General features: G+C 66.2%; 11 protein-coding genes. 3 read left to right on the top strand and 8 right to left on the bottom strand.

Features of this window, described 5'->3' with window-relative positions; translation table 11 throughout:
* Nucleotides 1–5: 5 nt before the first annotated feature.
* Both J6525_RS11825 and J6525_RS11820 read right to left on the bottom strand, forming a co-directional pair.
* Complete coding sequence (locus tag J6525_RS11825; protein ID WP_026193022.1) at nucleotides 6–572, bottom strand: DUF2147 domain-containing protein; 567 nt, start codon at nucleotides 570–572, stop codon at nucleotides 6–8.
* A 127-nt stretch (nucleotides 573–699) separates the two neighbouring features.
* Nucleotides 700–1,728, bottom strand: a complete 1,029-nt coding sequence (locus J6525_RS11820; RefSeq protein WP_225644556.1) for an NAD(P)/FAD-dependent oxidoreductase — start codon at nucleotides 1,726–1,728, stop codon at nucleotides 700–702.
* 164 nt (nucleotides 1,729–1,892) lie between these two features.
* Here J6525_RS11820 and J6525_RS11815 point away from each other — a divergent pair, with 164 nt between their 5' ends.
* A complete protein-coding gene (locus J6525_RS11815; protein WP_076825837.1) occupies nucleotides 1,893–2,354 on the top strand; it encodes an acyl-CoA thioesterase in 462 nt (153 codons plus the stop codon).
* A 105-nt stretch (nucleotides 2,355–2,459) separates the two neighbouring features.
* Here the strand turns inward: J6525_RS11815 and J6525_RS11810 are convergent, their stop codons facing one another.
* Nucleotides 2,460–2,780, bottom strand: a complete 321-nt coding sequence (locus J6525_RS11810) for a 2Fe-2S iron-sulfur cluster-binding protein (protein ID WP_016841525.1) — start codon at nucleotides 2,778–2,780, stop codon at nucleotides 2,460–2,462.
* Between the two features lie 161 nt (nucleotides 2,781–2,941).
* Nucleotides 2,942–3,319, bottom strand: a complete 378-nt coding sequence (locus J6525_RS11805) for an Hpt domain-containing protein (protein ID WP_225644553.1) — start codon at nucleotides 3,317–3,319, stop codon at nucleotides 2,942–2,944.
* A gap of 381 nt (nucleotides 3,320–3,700) precedes the next feature.
* Between J6525_RS11805 and J6525_RS11800 the strand changes: the two genes are divergently transcribed.
* A complete protein-coding gene (locus J6525_RS11800; RefSeq protein WP_225644551.1) occupies nucleotides 3,701–9,721 on the top strand; it encodes an apolipoprotein A-IV repeat region-like domain-containing protein in 6,021 nt (2,006 codons plus the stop codon).
* Nucleotides 9,722–10,014: 293 nt separating this feature from the next.
* On the opposite strand, the gene J6525_RS11795 is transcribed toward J6525_RS11800, so the two are convergent.
* The 3 genes from J6525_RS11795 to J6525_RS11785 all read right to left on the bottom strand — a co-directional run bounded on the left by J6525_RS11795 (nucleotide 10,015) and on the right by J6525_RS11785 (nucleotide 12,905).
* Nucleotides 10,015–10,881, bottom strand: a complete 867-nt coding sequence (locus tag J6525_RS11795) for an MlaD family protein (RefSeq protein ID WP_225644548.1) — start codon at nucleotides 10,879–10,881, stop codon at nucleotides 10,015–10,017.
* 117 nt (nucleotides 10,882–10,998) lie between these two features.
* Complete coding sequence (locus J6525_RS11790; protein WP_225644546.1) at nucleotides 10,999–11,769, bottom strand: ABC transporter ATP-binding protein; 771 nt, start codon at nucleotides 11,767–11,769, stop codon at nucleotides 10,999–11,001.
* A gap of 2 nt (nucleotides 11,770–11,771) precedes the next feature.
* Nucleotides 11,772–12,905, bottom strand: a complete 1,134-nt coding sequence (locus J6525_RS11785) for an MlaE family ABC transporter permease (RefSeq protein WP_225644544.1) — start codon at nucleotides 12,903–12,905, stop codon at nucleotides 11,772–11,774.
* 141 nt (nucleotides 12,906–13,046) lie between these two features.
* Here J6525_RS11785 and dgcA point away from each other — a divergent pair, with 141 nt between their 5' ends.
* Nucleotides 13,047–14,048, top strand: coding sequence for an N-acetyl-D-Glu racemase DgcA (gene dgcA / locus J6525_RS11780; RefSeq protein WP_225644542.1), 1,002 nt, complete (start codon nucleotides 13,047–13,049; stop codon nucleotides 14,046–14,048).
* On the opposite strand, the gene J6525_RS11775 is transcribed toward dgcA, so the two are convergent.
* Nucleotides 14,045–15,217 carry an MFS transporter gene (locus tag J6525_RS11775; RefSeq protein WP_225644540.1) on the bottom strand — a complete coding sequence of 391 codons (1,173 nt, stop codon included), beginning with the start codon at nucleotides 15,215–15,217 and terminating at the stop codon, nucleotides 14,045–14,047. The two genes, dgcA and J6525_RS11775, sit on opposite strands and share 4 nt — an antisense overlap.
* Nucleotides 15,218–15,230: the final 13 nt, after the last annotated feature.

Raw genomic sequence — 15,230 nt, 5'->3', positions numbered from 1 at the left:
GCGCTTTAGTGCCGCTTCGTCGCGGGCACCGGCGCCGCCGGCTTCGCCACCGCGGCTTGCGCCGGCAGGTATTTGGCGACGATCGCGGGATCGAGCTGGGCCACCGCGGTGTCAGGCAACCGGGTCCAGACCTCATCCTTGCCGAACAGCGAGATGCCGAGAAAGCCGCGCATCGTCAGCGTCTGACCATCGGCGCTCAACGTCATCTTGGCCTTGTAGACCTTGCCGTTGCGCGGATCGAGCACGTTGCCGCCTTCATAGGCGAGCCCGTTGCGCTTCATGTCGCGGATGAGGGGGATGCCGAGCCACGGCATGTCCTTGCGATCGTCGGTGCATTTCGAGCAGACCGGATTGGGCGGGTCGCCGGGCGATGAAAACATCTTTGCGATCATGCCTTCGAACAGGCCATTGCGCTCGATCACCAGGAACCAGCCCTCGGGCTTGCCGTCTTCGACCTTTTGCCACAGGCCGGCCGCCGACGGGTCGGCCGCCGAGGCCGCAAGCGGAGCAGCTAGCGCAAAGGCCGTGGCGATCGCGAGGATCAGCCGAAGTCTGGATAGCGTGTTCCGCATCATCATCACCTGATCAATCGACCAACTCGACTACAAGCAGACTACGGCCATTTCACGGAGTGTTCCAGTACTCGCGCCGCGCAGGAAATGGCCCATGCCCCTGGCACTGGTCTCCGCTCGAGTGAAATCAGTTCACCCCGAGCTTCTTCTGCAGACTCGATGACGAGGTTGTGTACTGGAACACCAGCCGCTTGTCCGGATACACGTAGCGGTGCGCCTTCTGCGCCATCAGCGCACCCTCGTGGAAGCCGGAGAGAATGAGCTTGAGCTTGCCCGGATAGGTGTTGATGTCGCCGATCGCGAAGATGCCTGACACGTTGGTCTCGAACGCCGCGGTGTCGACCGGCACCAGGTTGTTCTCCAGCGCCACGCCCCAGTTCGCGACCGGGCCGAGCTTCATGGTGAGTCCGAAGAACGGCAGCATCGTATCGCAGGCGATCGTCGAGACCGCATTGTCGTTGCCCTTGAGCGCGGCGCCCGAGAGCTGGCCGTTGGCGCCTTCGAGCCCCGTGACCTGGCCGATCTTCAGATCCATCTTGCCGTCGGCAACGAGCGCACGCATCTGCTCGACGCTGTGCGGCGCCGCGCGGAAATCGTCGCGCCGGTGCAGCAGCGTGATGCGCTTGGCGATCGGATGCAGATTGAGCGTCCAGTCGAGCGCGGAGTCGCCGCCGCCGACGATCAGAATGTTCTTGTCGCGGAATTGCTCCATCTTGCGCACGGCATAAAACACCGACGTGCCTTCATAGGCCTCGATGCCCGGCACCGGCGGGCGCTTCGGCTGGAACGAGCCGCCGCCGGCCGAGATCACGACGACCTTGCACTCGAACTCCTTGCCGGCATCGGTCTTCACCCGGAACAGGGGGTCGCCGATCTTCTCGATGCTCTCGACCATCTCGTTGAGATGGAAGGTCGGATTGAACGGCTTGATCTGCTCCAGCAGCTGTTCGGTGAGGCCCTGACCGGTGACGAAGGGAATTCCGGGAATGTCGTAGATCGGTTTCTCGGGATAGAGCTCGGCACACTGCCCGCCGATCTTGTCGAGGATGTCGACCAGATGCACCTTCATGTCGAGCAGGCCCAGTTCGAACACGGCGAACAGTCCGCAGGGGCCCGCGCCAATAATCAGCACATCGGTCTTGATCGCTTCGCTCATGTCCGCTTCTTTTCAGTTGAAATCGACTGGACGGCTTTTTCGTCTGTCCAGCCAAGTGGGCCGGATCGCGACATGCATAATAGGGACAGCGGCTGGCGCGGCAACCCCTTGCCGAGCCTGCGCAACTCGGCTGTATGGGCGGGAAACCGACGGAGATCCCCCTCGTGAATGCCCCTGTCCGTGCTGACGATGCGCCGCGCCTGGAAGACTTTCCCTATCGCCTGTCCGACAATGTGCGCTTTGCCGATCTCGACCCCAACGGGCACGTCAACAACGCCGTCTATGCGAGCTATTTTGAAACCGGCCGCGTCACGCTGGTAAAGGACCGCAGCATGGGGCTGATGCCGGCGGGGCTCGGCTGGATCATGGTGCGCCTCGACATCCATTTCCGCGCCGAGCTGCACTGGCCGGGTCAGATCGAGCTCGGGCTCGGTCTCGTCAAGTTTGGACGCACATCGACCACCTTCGACCAGGTGGTGTTTTCGGAAGGCAGATGCGTGGCGTCGGCGAAGGCGGTCACGGTGATGATCGATGAGGCCACGCGCAGGCCGACGCCGCTGCCGGCGGAGGTCAAGCAGAACTTCCGCCGCTGGGTCCGTCGCGGAGTGAATCCGGACGGCGAATAGAGACGGCAGAGCGTTTTCGAGCGAAGTGGATAACGGTTCGCGTGAAGAAAACGCGTCAAAACAAAAATCTAGAGCCTCGTTCCGATTCAATCGGAACGAAAGGCTCTAGGCCTGTCGCTCCGGCGTCGACACGACCAGTCCGTCGAGATCGTCGGTCACCTTGATCTGGCAGGACAGCCGCGAATTCGGACGCACGTCGAAGCCGAAATCCAGCATGTCCTCTTCCATCGGCGACGGCGCACCGACCTTCTCGCGCCAGGCTTCATCGACATAGACATGGCAGGTCGCACAGGCGCAGGCGCCGCCGCATTCGGCTTCAATGCCGGGAATGGCGTTGCGGATCGCGCCTTCCATCACCGTCGCGCCGTTCTCGATGTCAACTGTGCGTTTCTCGCCGGAATGGTCGATAAAGTGGATTTTGGCCATGATTGCTCGTGCTGCCGGAATGCGCCGGACGATGGATGGAAAGGTCCCGGGCAGTCGTATAACGGGTCGATCCGCACAGCGCTAGCGCGGAGACCGAAAACCTGCCCGCCGGTTGGGACGCCGCCCAAGCTGTCGCAGCGGGCCGCCGAGACGCCGGACGCCTAGGAGCGGCCCAGGATCAGCTCGATCGCCGTGCGCGCCTCGGCAATCGCGGCGCAGAGCGCGGCAAGCGGCTGGGCCGCATCGGAACCGCCGGACAGCGCGGTCTCCAGCTGGGCAGCAGCCTCGGCGACGCCGAAGGCGCCGATCGCCCGCGCCGATCCTTTCAGGGTGTGGGCATGGGTCGCCGCCTCGGGCGGCAAGGCGGCCAGTTCACCGAGGATCCGGGCCGACTGGGTCGAGAACATGGCCAGCACTTCCCGCTCGAGGCCCGGATCGCCCAGCGTCATGCGCTGAAGATGATCGACGTCGATCGGCCCGGCGCCGGGCGCCAGCGGCGGCGATTGCGTCCATTCGACCCGTTCGAGGTGAAGCGGCATGGCCTGTCCCTGTCGTCTCCGCCGGCCCTCGCCGGCGGATCGTTGCCCCAGCCAATCACGAAACTGGTTAACGGATTGTTGTTGGGATGATCGGCAAAACCGCCCGATTCTGGACAATTTCCGGACACAATCGACGCTCTGCAGCGGGAATTTCGAGTGCCCATAAGGCCTTATGGCGCAAAGCTGTTAACGATGATTAAGAAAGTATTAATCGCAAGCATTTCATTCGCATCGCTCTCCCAATAGGATGTTTGCGGATGTAGCGGACAAGCCGCCGAGGGGGCCGGCTTGCGCTCCGCTTGTGGGCACCGGCTTCGAGCTTGCGTGGGGACGATCGCAGGCTCGCCGACGCGTAAAATAGTGAGAGGGCTCAGACTGAACATGGCGAACACTCCCAAGAAGGTCAAAGACCCCACCGAAGTCGCGCTTTCTGCCATCCAGGAAGCCCTCAACATCAGCGAACAGGGCGCGGAGAATCGCAGCCCCCTCAACGAAGGCGCCGCGCCGCCGAACCTGCCGCCCGCTGCCGATTTTTCAGCCACATCGTTCGAGTCGCGTCCGAGTAATTCCGATCGTTCGGCGTTCGAGCCGATCGAAGAACCGCGCGCGCCGCGCCGCGCCGCCAATGATGATCGCGAAACCATCGGCCAGATGCTGCAGACGCTGCAGGGAGGACGCGCGCGCAACGCCTTCACGCTGTTCTTTGTCTGCTCCGGCGCCTGGCTGCTGGGCGGCGTCATCCTCACCATCGCGTTCTGGCCGGCCCTGCAGGCCTCGATGGCTCAGGGCACCGGCGTCCTCGTGCTCGCCGGCCTTGCCGCGCTGTTCGCCGTACCGATCCTGCTGTTCTACTATCTCGCCAGCCTCGCCGCGCACGGTCAGCGCATGCAGATGATCGCGCAATCGATGGCGCAGGTCGCGATGCGATTCTCCGAGCCGGAAAACGCCGCCGCCGATTCCATGGTGACGGTCGGCCAGGCGATCCGCCGCGAGGTCGCGGCGATGGGCGACGGCGTCGAGCGCGCGATCGCGCGCGCCGGCGAGCTCGAGACCCTCGTTGCCAACGAGGTCGCGGCGCTGGAACGCGCCTATTCCGACAACGAGGTGCGGATCCGCGCGCTGCTGCAGGACATCGCCCACCAACGCGACAACCTGGTCGGCCAGGCCGAGCAGGTGCGCAGCGCGATCTCCGGCGTGCAGATCGACCTGCGCCACGACATCGCGCTGATCTCGGACGCGATCGCCTCGCGCGTCGACGAGGTCGCCAAGAGCATCACCGGCGCGCTGGAAGAGCGCGGCCAGCACATCACCACCGCGCTGAGCCATGCCGGCGACAACATGATCCTCGCGCTCGGCGAGCGCGGCGGCGACCTGCTCGACCGCCTCGAGGAAGCCAGCGCCGAGACCACGCGCGCGGTGATGGACGCCTCCGAGCGGCTGACCACCAGCCTCAACTTCAAGACCGGCCACGTCCATGACGAGTTCGTCGATCTGGCCGATCGCGTCCACGAGTTGCTGAACGAGCGCATCGACCGCATCACCGGTGAGTTCGAGCAGCGTTCGTCCGTCATCGTCGACGGCATCTCCGACCGTACCGAAGAGGTCCACGACTCCCTGAAGAACTCCGCCGACTCGCTGCTGCTCGAGCTCGAGCTGCGCAGCAACGACCTCGTCAGCAAGATCGACGATGCCGGCAACCGCCTCGCCGGCCAGATCATGACGTCCGGCGACAAGGCAAGCGAGGCGCTCGACGTCACCGTCAATTCGCTGGTCGCCAAGGTGGTGGGCCAGACTGAGACCGCGCACGACTCGCTGTCGCTGCAGATGAGCGCGTTCGACGACCTGGTGAAGAATCACGGCAGCGAGCTCGCTGAGAAATTCGCCCGCGACTCCGGCACGCTCGGCGCGCTGATCACCCGCCACATCTCGGAATTCGACCGCACGGTGAAGACCTTCGGCGGCGACATCGTCGAACGCATGGGCCAGCGGACCCAGCACATCGCCGACAGCCTGAAGACCTATGTCGACACCTTCGACCATCGTGTCACCACCAACAGCGGCGAGATCACCGCCTCGCTCGACCAGCGCCTGCTGCAGTTCGAGACCACGCTCGGCAGCCGCGTCACCAATCTCGACGCCTCGCTGACCGACAAGCTGTCGTCGTTCGACAGTTCGCTCGCCAGCAAGATCGGCTCGTTCGATGGCCGTCTGCAATCGCTCGATGACGCGATCGACGGCCGCATGAAGTCCCTCGAGGTCACCTTCGAGAGCCGCGCCAAGTCGGTCACCGACACAATCGACGGCCATCTCGGCACGCTCGCGACCCAGCTGACCGACGGCGCCTCCCAGGCGATCCAGTCGATCGACTCGCGGCTTGGCCTGCTCACCACCACCCTGACCGAAGGCACCGTGCAGGCGATCGCCGCGGTCGACCATCGCATCAACGGCGTCACCGAGACCATCGACGGCCACAGCGTCCGCCTGGTCGACACCCTCAACGGCCACAGCACTCGCCTTGCCGACACCATCAATGGTCACAGCGCGAACCTGACCGACACCATCTCGGCGCGCTTCGCTGACATCCAGCAGGGCATCGAGAGCCGCGTCGGCGTCATCGCCGGCGACATCGACACCCGCGTCGCGCAGTTCGAGGACCTGCTGGGCTCCCGCGTCGAGGCCGTTGCCGGCCGCATCGAGAGCAGCGGCCGCCAGGCGAGCGAGGACCTGATGTCCCGCGCCGAGCTGTTGTCGTCGAGCATCAAGTCCCATGTCGAGGACGCCGAGCGCTCGCTGACCAACCTCGTGGTCAACACCAGCGAAACCATCCAGACCGGCGCGCGCACCGCGCAGCAGGCGCTGCTCACCGTGTCTGCGGACGTCGGCAACCAGCTCAAGCTGAGCTCGGCCGAGGTCGAGAGCGTGCTGACCGCCGTCGGCACCAGCGCCGCCAACTCGATCCTCACCAGTGCTCGCGACGCCCAGGTGTCGCTGGTCTCGGCCTCCGGCGACGTTGCCTCGCAGATCAAGGCGCTGTCCGAGGATGTCGAGCGCACGCTGCAGGCGGCCGGCAGCGCCACCGCAGCCTTCGTGCTGTCGGGCGCCCGTGACGCGCAGACCACGCTGGTCAGCGCCTCTGTCGAGGCCGCAAGCCAGGTCAAGTCGCTGGCCAGCGATGTCGAGCAGTCGCTGTCGATGGCCGGCTCTGCCGCCGCCGAGGCGATCATGACCGGTGCCCGCGAGGCCCAGACCACGCTGATCTCGACGTCGACCGACGTCACCGGCCAGGTCAAGTCGCTCGCCAGCGACGTCGAGCGTTCGCTCTCGATGGCCGGCACCGCGACCGCGGAAGCCGTCGTCACCTCCGCTCGCGAGGCCCAGAGCACGCTTGCCGGTGCATCCACCGAAGCCGCCAACCTGGTCCGCACGCTCGCGGCCGAGGTGCAGCACTCACTCTCGACCGCCGGCACCGCCACCGCGGAATCCATCGTCGGCTCCGCCCGCGAGGCCCAGAGCACGCTGGCCGGCGCGTCGACCGAGGCCACCAATCTGGTGCGCAAGCTGTCGGCCGACATCGAGCGCTCGCTGTCGATGGCCGGCACCGCAACCGCGGAAGCCGTCGTCGCCTCCGCCCGCGAGGCCCAGAGCACGCTGGCCGGCGCGTCGACCGAAGCCACCAACCTGGTCCGCACGCTGTCAGCCGACATCGAGCGCTCGCTGTCGATGGCGGGCTCCGCCACCGCGGAAGCCGTCGTCGCTTCCGCCCGCGAGGCCCAGAGCACGCTGGCAGGCGCATCCACCGAGGCCGCCGATCTGGTCCGCTCACTGGCGGCCGATATGGAACGTTCGCTGTCGATGGCCGGCTCCGCCACCGCGGAATCGATCACATCAGGTGCGCGTGAGGCCCAGAGCACCCTGGTCAACGCGTCGACCGAGGCTGCGACCAAGGTGTCGGCGCTTGCCGCCGACATCCAGCGTGCGCTGTCGATGGCCGGCTCTGGCACGGTCGAAGTGCTGACGGCCGGCGCCCGCGAGGCGCAGAACGCCCTCGTCACCGCGTCGACGGAAGCAGCCAACCACGTCAAGTCGCTGGCCGTCGATGTTGAGCGCACTCTGACCTCGGTCGGCACCAACACCGCGCAGGCGATCGTCGGCAGCGCCCGCGATGCCCAGAGCTCGTTCGTGGCAACCTCCAGCGAGGCCGCAAGCCAGATCCGCGAGATCTCCGCCGAGATCGAGCGCTCGCTGACCACGGCTAGCGCGGAGACTGCGCAGACCATCCTGGGCAGCGCCCGCGAGGCCCAGAGCTCGTTTGCGGCGACCTCCGCCGATGCCGCCGCCCAGATCCGCACGCTCTCGACCGATATCGAGCGCGCGCTGGGTGCGGTCACGGCCAAGACAACCGACAACATCCAGACCTCGGCGCAGAACGCGCAGGCCGCGCTGATCACCATGTCCAACGAGGTCTCGACCAAGGTCAAGACGACCTCCGCCGACATCGAACGTTCGGTGCTGTCGGCCTCCAGCGCCTTCGGCTCGGCGATGACCGGCAAGACCGACGAGATCGTCACCTATGTGCAGCAGCAGACCGAGCGTCTGTCGCAGATGGTCGACGGCCGCCGCGGCTCGCTGGTCGAGGCGCTGACCGCCAAGACCACGCAGTTGTCGAGCGACATGGATCGCGCCACCGCGGATGCGCTGAAGGCGATCGAAACCCGCGGCCTCGCCTTCTCGCAGTCGATGGCGGCCCATGGCAGCGATGTCGCGCGCAACATCACGTCGGCCGGCGATCAGGCGACCGGCGCGGTGGCGAAGTCGCTCAAGGAGCTCGAACAGGCCTCGCGCACGGCGATCGACCAGTCGCGCCAGGTCTCGATCTCGGCCGTCACGGAGATGCAGGAGACCAGCAAGATCCTGCGCACCGATACGGTCGCGCTGTTCGAGCGGCTGCGCGAAGGCAACATCCTCTTGCAGGAAGTCTTGACCGGCGCCCACGACAACCTCAACTCGCTGGAGCGCGCGCTGGTGACCCGCGTGGCCGACTTCGTGTCCGCCATGAACGACGTCACCTCGCGCAACGGCGTGGCAACGCAGACGCTGGAAGACCAGCTCACGGTGTTCAACAGCAAGACCGGCAAGGCGCTGGAAGATCTCGGCGCGCTGTCGAGCCAGTTCGAGACCCATGGCAAGGCGCTGATCGATGCGGCTGCCGTGGTCGAGCAGGCCAACCGCTCGACGACGGCCTCCGTGAGCGAGCGCAAGTCGGCGCTGGAAGCGCTGGTCACGACCATCGACCTGCGCACCACCGATCTCGACCAGCGGCTGTCGCGCTTCACCGGGCTGCTCGATGAATCGCTCGGAGCGGCCGAGGAACGCGCCCGCGACATCGCCCGCGTGGTGGCGGAGACCGCAGGCGCCGGTTCGGCTGCGATCAGCAGGCAGTTCGAGGCGGTGCGCCAGGCGGCCGAGAACGAGCGTCAGCAGACCGTCGACGCCATGAACGACCTCTACCAGCAGAGCAACGCCGAGACCGATGCGATGTTCAAGGAATCGACGGAGAAGTTCTCCGCGATGGTCACGGCGATGAAGCAGATGGCAAGCGAGATGCAGAGCGAGCTCGAGGCCACCCGCAACGAGCTGCGCCGCGGCGTGCTCGAGATGCCGCAGGAGGCCGCCGAGAACACCGCGCAGATGCGCAAGGTGATCGTCGACCAGATCGAGGCGCTGGCCGAGCTGAACCGCATCGTCGCTCATCACGGCCGCGGACTCGACGTGGTCTCGACCAACCGCGCCAGCGTTCGCCACGAGGAGCCGGTGGTGGCTGCCGCCGGCGGCCGCGGCGATGTGCGCATGCGGGACAACGGCAACAGCGCCTCGACGCTGCCGCCGCCGGATCTCGGCATGGCGAGCTCGCGCCGCACCGAGGCCCCGCCGGTCAGCCCGGCAGGCTCCAACAACAACGGCGACGGCTGGCTGTCCGACCTGCTCAACCGCAGCGACGCACCGCCGCCGCCTGCCCCGCAGAGCCGCGACGCCCAGCAGCGCCCGCGTCCGCAGCAACAGCCGGTCAATCCGCTGGAGTCGCTGTCGCTCGACATCGGCCGGCTGATGGACCGCACGCTTGCGGCCGAGATGTGGGATCGCTACCAGCGCGGCGAGAACAAGGCGTTCTCCAAGCGCCTCTACACGCCGGCCGGCCAGAAGGCCTTCGATGAGGTGGCCCGCAAGTATCGCGCCGACCGCGGCTTCAAGCAGACGGTCGACCGCTATATCGCGGAGTTCGAGCGCCTGCTCGACGAAGTCGCCCGCGACGGCCGCGGCCAGCAGGAGCTGAGCAGCCACCTGACCTCGGAGACCGGGCTGGTCTACACCCTTCTCGCGCACGCCGCGGGACGGCTGGGGTGAATTGACGAAGCCAGCGAGTAGCGAATGGAAAACGGAGACCCTTCGGTCTCCGTTTTTGTTTTGGGCTCGAGATTGGACTCGCAGACGACGTATCGAAGGCAACGCGCCAGCATCAGCCGCCGTCATTGCGAGGAGCGTGAGCGACGAAGCAATCCATGCTGCCGAGCAAGCGGAGCGATGGATTGCTTCGCGGAGCCTGTCATCGGGCGCGCGTTCGCGCGACCCGTTGGCTCGCAAGACGGGTGCAGCCGACGGCGAACCCTACTCGCTATTCGCCACTCACGATTCTCACGTCATTGCCGCCGCCGCGGCCCGGGCGCGGTCGGAGCCGGCGCGGGCTCGGGTGTGGCGTTGTTGCTGCCGCCGAAGATCACCCGGCTCGGGTTGCGGTCGAAATTATTCACCGCGCGGCTGATGTCGGACAGCGTCCGGCGACCGTCGTTGATCAGGAGATTGGAGCGCTTGTCGAGGTCCTCGGCGAGTTCGCGGATCGACTTCACCATCAGGTTCAGCTCGCTGCCATTGTTGCCGCCCGCGATCGCATTGAGGCCCAGCATCAGGCTGTCGGCCTTGCCCATCACGCCGTCGACCTTGAGCATGACGTTGTCGATCTTCTCGGAATTGCGCGCTAAGGCCTGGGTGAAGACCTCGAGATTCTTCAGCGAATTCTTCACCGACTGCTGATTGTCGGCGACGATGCGGTTGACGTTTTGCAGGGTGGCGCGGATCGCCTCGGTGACGTCCTGCAGCGCATTCGGGTCGGCAGTCAGAACCGGGATGCCGTCCTCGTCCAGCGGCACCGGCGGGGCGGCCTCCTCGCCGCCTTTGAGCGAAATCGCGGCGACGCCGGTGAGGCCCTGGAACTCGAGACCGACCAGGGTGTCCTTGCGGAGCGGTGCGTTGTTCTCGATCATCGCCAGCGCGACCACGCGCCGCGGGTTGTCGAGCTTGACCGAGACCACTTCCCCTATCCGAATACCGTTAAAATTGACATTGCCGCCGTTGCGCAGGCCTGATGCCGGCCCTTCGAAGATCACCCGCAAGGGGCTGCGCTGCTTGGTCGTGTGCAGGCTCTGGAACCACAGCACGAAGCCGAACGCGGCGGCGATCACCGCCAGCGTGAAAGCCCCGATCAAGACGTAGTTCGCCCGCGTTTCCATCAATTACTCGCGTTAATCACTCTTGGGCCCTCGCGCAGCCGGCTGCGCTCGAGCCCGTCGAATTCCTGTTGGCGCATGATCTCGTCCGAAGTCGGCTCCAGGTTTCGGGATCATGGGCTAGGCCACAACGGCACGGGCGCGCTTGCCGTTGAAATATTGCTGCAGCCATGGATGCTGCGACGCCTTCATGTCGGCGATCGATCCTGCAGCAATGATCTTACCGTTCCCTAAAACGGCGATACGGTCGCACGCGGTGTAAAGACTGTCGAGATCGTGGGTTACCATGAAAACGGTCAGCCCCAAAGTGCGCTGCAGGGTGCGCACCAGCTCGTCAAACTCGCCGGCGCCGATCGGATCGAGACCCGAGGTCGGCTCGTCGAGAAACACGAGTTCTGGATCGAGCGCGAGTGCGCGCGCCAGCGCGACGCGCTTGATCATGCCGCCCGACAATTCCGACGGATAGCGATCGGCGACCTCGGGCTTCAGGCCGACCATCACGAGTTTCGCCACCATGATCTCGTCGAGCAGCCGCTGCGAGACGCGCAGGTATTCGCGCGCCGGAAACTGGATGTTCTGGCGCACCGTGAGCGAGGAGAACAGCGCGCCCTGCTGGAACAGGATACCCCAGCGCCGTTCGACGGCGCGGCGCTGCGACGAGCTCGCGGCGTCGAGATCGACGCCGAACACCTCGATGCGGCCGGCGACTTTCGGCACGAGCCCGATGATGGTGCGCGTCAACACCGACTTGCCGGCGCCCGAGGGCCCGACGAAGCCGAGGATCTCGCCGCGCTTGACGTCGAGGTTGAGGCCGTCGAGCACGCGCGTGTTGCCGAATTGAACCGTGATGTCACGGACCCGGATGATGGCGTCGTTGTCCTCTTCCGCCATGATCACATCCCGATCGAGGCGAAGAAGATCGCGAACACGCCGTCCATCACGATCACGAAGAAGATTCCTTTCACCACCGACGCGGTGGTGTGCTGTCCGAGCGACTCCGCCGAACCCTGTACCGCAAGGCCTTCCACGCAGGCGACGATACCGATCACCGCCGCCATGACAGGCGCCTTGACGATGCCGACGATGAAATGGTCGATCGATATGGCATCACGAAGGCGGAGCAGGAAGGCCTCCGGATCGACGCCGCCATAGAGCCAGGCCACCAGGCCGCCGCCATAGAGCGCGGCCATCGCGCCGAGGAAGGCCAGGATCGGCAGCGCCAGCACCAGCGCCAGCATGCGCGGCAGGATGAGGACCTCGATCGGATCGAAGCCCATGGTGCGCAGCGCGTCGATCTCCTCGCGCATCTTCATCGAGCCGAGCTCGGCGGTATAGGCCGAGCCTGAACGGCCCGCGACCATGATCGCGACCAGCAGCACGCCGATCTCGCGCAGCACCAAGACGCCCAGCATGTCGACCACGAAGATGTCGGCGCCGAACCTGCGGAAATGGAAGATGCCCTGCTGCGAGATGATGCAGCCGATCAGGAAGGTGATCAGCACCACGATCGGCACCGCGCGCCAGCACACCTGTTCGAGGTGATGCACGGTCGAGGTCAGGCGGAAGCTGCGCGGATGGATCAGCACCTTGCCGGCGGCCGCCAGCACCGCGCCGAGCATGTCGACGAGGCCGATGATGGTGCTGCCGATCCCGGCCACGGTGCGCCCGATCTGCTCGAGCATGCCTGATATCGACAATGGGTCGCTGACGACCTTGGGCGCGGGGCCGACCCGGCGGACCTCGTCGACCAGGCTGGAATAATTGGCCGAGAGGCCGGCGATCTCGGCTTCCGCGCTGGCGTCGCTGAGGCTGCGGCGCAGCCGCTCGATCAGCCAGGCGCCGAAGGTGTCGAGGCTCGCAACCTGCGACACGTCGATGAAGATGTGCGGGCGGCTGCCGCGCAGCTTCTCGGCGTCGGAGACGATCCGCTCGAGCGCAGGGGCAAAGCGGGCCGTCCAGTTGCCCGCCGCACACAGCGCCAGTCCTTCGCCTTGGGCTATCCGCTCCAGTGTCGGGTCGCCGCTCACCTTTTGCCTACCCCTCAAGCCGGCTGGCCGCCGCAAACGCAGATCTCCGGCGCTGCCGGATCGGCTTGTCGAATCTGCCGCTAACCAGCCATAGTTGGCTGCGCGTCGCAAGCTACGGTTCAGGAAATAGTAGACTTTAAAATGACTTCCACCCCACCCGGAACGATTTCCCTGACCGGTCGGATCGAGCGCTGGCCGATCGCGGGGACCTTCACGATCAGCCGCGGCACCAAGACCGAGGCCGTCGTCGTGGTGGCCGAGGTGAGCCAGGGCGGCCTCACCGGCCGCGGCGAATGCGTACCCTACCCGCGCTATGGCGAAACGCCCGAGGCGACACTGCAGGCGATCCAGGCCCTACAGGCGCCACTCGCCAATGGCATAGACCGGATCGCCTTGCAGGCCGGGATGGCTGCCGGCGCCGCCCGCAATGCGCTGGATTGCGCGCTGGCGGATCTTGAGGCCAAACGCGCCGGCAGGCGGATCTGGAACCTGCTCGGCCGGCCCGCGCCGGAACCGCGCACCACCGCCTATACGATCTCGCTCGGGACATCCGAGGCGATGGCGGAGGCCACCGCGAAGGCCGCGCATCGTCAGTTGCTCAAGATCAAGCTCGGCGGCGAAGGCGACGGCGCGCGGATCGCCGCCGTGCGCAAGGCGGCGCCTCGATCCGAGCTGATCGTCGATGCCAATGAAGCATGGACCGAGGACAACCTTGCCGCCAATCTCGCGGCCTGCGCCGATGCCGGCGTCACCCTGATCGAGCAGCCGCTGCCGGCCGGCAAGGACGCGGCGCTGGCGCGGATCAGGCGCCCGGTTGCGGTCTGCGCCGACGAGAGCGTGCACGACCGCGCCTCTCTTGCCGGCCTGCGCGGCCGCTATGACGCCGTCAACATCAAGCTCGACAAGACCGGCGGCCTGACCGAAGCGCTGGCGATGGCGGACGCCGCCCGCGCGCTCGGCTTCGAGATCATGATCGGCTGCATGGTCGCGACCTCGCTCGCGATGGCGCCGGCGATGCTGATCGCGCAAGCCGCGCGCTTCGTCGATCTCGACGGTCCGCTGCTGCTGGCGAAGGACCGCGACCACGGCCTGCGCTACGAGGGCAGCCTGGTCTATCCGCCCGACGCCGCGCTCTGGGGCTAATCGGTGAGACGCTTGCGCGCCAGCCACATCACGAGCCCGCCTGTGGCCGCCATTGCGGCCATCATGTCGTAGACGCCGAGCCCGAAGCGCGCATAGACCATACCGCTGACGATCGCCGTGGTGCTCGCGACAATGCCGCCGCAGGCGGTGAGATAGCCTTGCGCGCGCGCCATCACGTGAACCGGCACGTGATGCACCATCAGGCCCATGATGCCGACCTGGGTCAGGCCGAAGCTCAGTCCATGTCCGAGCTGCACAACTGCAAGCACCGCAAGCGGCGGATCCTGCGCGGTGATCGCCCAGCGCGCCGCGGCACTGGACGCCGCGATCATCACCAGCACAGCCGACGGCAGCGTGAAGCGCGGCGAGGCCGCAAACAGTACGATCTCGGCGATCACGCCGAGCACCCAGAGACAAGCGATCGTCAGGCCGCTGAAGCCGGCCTGCTGCCAGGCAATCGATGCGAAGATGTAATAGGCGCCGTGGCTGCCCTGGATCAGCGCCGAGGATACGATGATGGCGAGGAAGGTGGGATTGCGCAGCAGTTTTGGCGCGCCGGCCGCAGGTGTGGCGGCTGCCGCTGGGCGGCCCAGCGGCCGCAGCGTCAGCCCGACCAGCGCGCCGAGCACCGTCACGGCCGTGATGATCCAGATCAGGTCGACCTCCGCGACATAGCGGAGCAGGAAGCCGCTCAGCAGCGCGCAGACCGCGAAGGCGGCCGAGCCCCAGAGCCGCAGCGGTCCGTAGCTGAGGCCGAATTGCCTGACGCCGCGCAGCGCATAGGCGTCGGTGAGCGGCACCATCGGAGTCCAGACGCAGCAGGTCAGCGCATAGATCGCCAGCAGCACGAACGGCTGGTGCTGGGTACCGATCACGGCAAAGCCAAACGCCGTCGCGAATCCGGTGGCGATGATCGCCCCGCGCAGCATCTGACGCCGCTCCGCCGCCGCGGTGACCAGCGGCAGCACGGTGAAGCGCGTCACCGGCGGCACCGCGGTGATGATGCCGATCCAGGTGGCGTCGATGCCGACCGCCTTCAGCCACACCGTGAAAAACGGCAGATGAACCCCGGTCATGCCGAACAGCGTGGCATAGAATGCCGCCAGGCTGCGCGCGAATCGCCGCGATGCAATCCTTGCTGCAATGGGGATTTGTGATTCGGAAGACATCAATTCAATTGCG

Source organism: Bradyrhizobium australafricanum (assembly GCF_020329495.1).
In the GTDB taxonomy this organism is placed as follows: domain Bacteria; phylum Pseudomonadota; class Alphaproteobacteria; order Rhizobiales; family Xanthobacteraceae; genus Bradyrhizobium; species Bradyrhizobium australafricanum.
The sequence above is the reverse complement of the archived record's forward strand: the minus strand, read 5'-3'. Positions and strand labels throughout refer to the sequence as shown.

Bases quoted from the DNA above. Each gene is read 5' to 3' on its own strand.
- J6525_RS11775 (WP_225644540.1), bottom strand. From the start codon at position 15,217: ATGTCTTCCGAATCACAAATCCCCATTGCAGCAAGGATTGCATCGCGG.
- J6525_RS11790 (WP_225644546.1), bottom strand. From the start codon at position 11,769: ATGGCGGAAGAGGACAACGACGCCATCATCCGGGTCCGTGACATCACG.
- J6525_RS11825 (WP_026193022.1), bottom strand. From the start codon at position 572: ATGCGGAACACGCTATCCAGACTTCGGCTGATCCTCGCGATCGCCACG.
- J6525_RS11810 (WP_016841525.1), bottom strand. From the start codon at position 2,780: ATGGCCAAAATCCACTTTATCGACCATTCCGGCGAGAAACGCACAGTT.
- J6525_RS11820 (WP_225644556.1), bottom strand. From the start codon at position 1,728: ATGAGCGAAGCGATCAAGACCGATGTGCTGATTATTGGCGCGGGCCCC.
- J6525_RS11805 (WP_225644553.1), bottom strand. From the start codon at position 3,319: ATGCCGCTTCACCTCGAACGGGTCGAATGGACGCAATCGCCGCCGCTG.
- J6525_RS11800 (WP_225644551.1), top strand. From the start codon at position 3,701: ATGGCGAACACTCCCAAGAAGGTCAAAGACCCCACCGAAGTCGCGCTT.
- J6525_RS11795 (WP_225644548.1), bottom strand. From the start codon at position 10,881: ATGGAAACGCGGGCGAACTACGTCTTGATCGGGGCTTTCACGCTGGCG.
- dgcA (WP_225644542.1), top strand. From the start codon at position 13,047: ATGACTTCCACCCCACCCGGAACGATTTCCCTGACCGGTCGGATCGAG.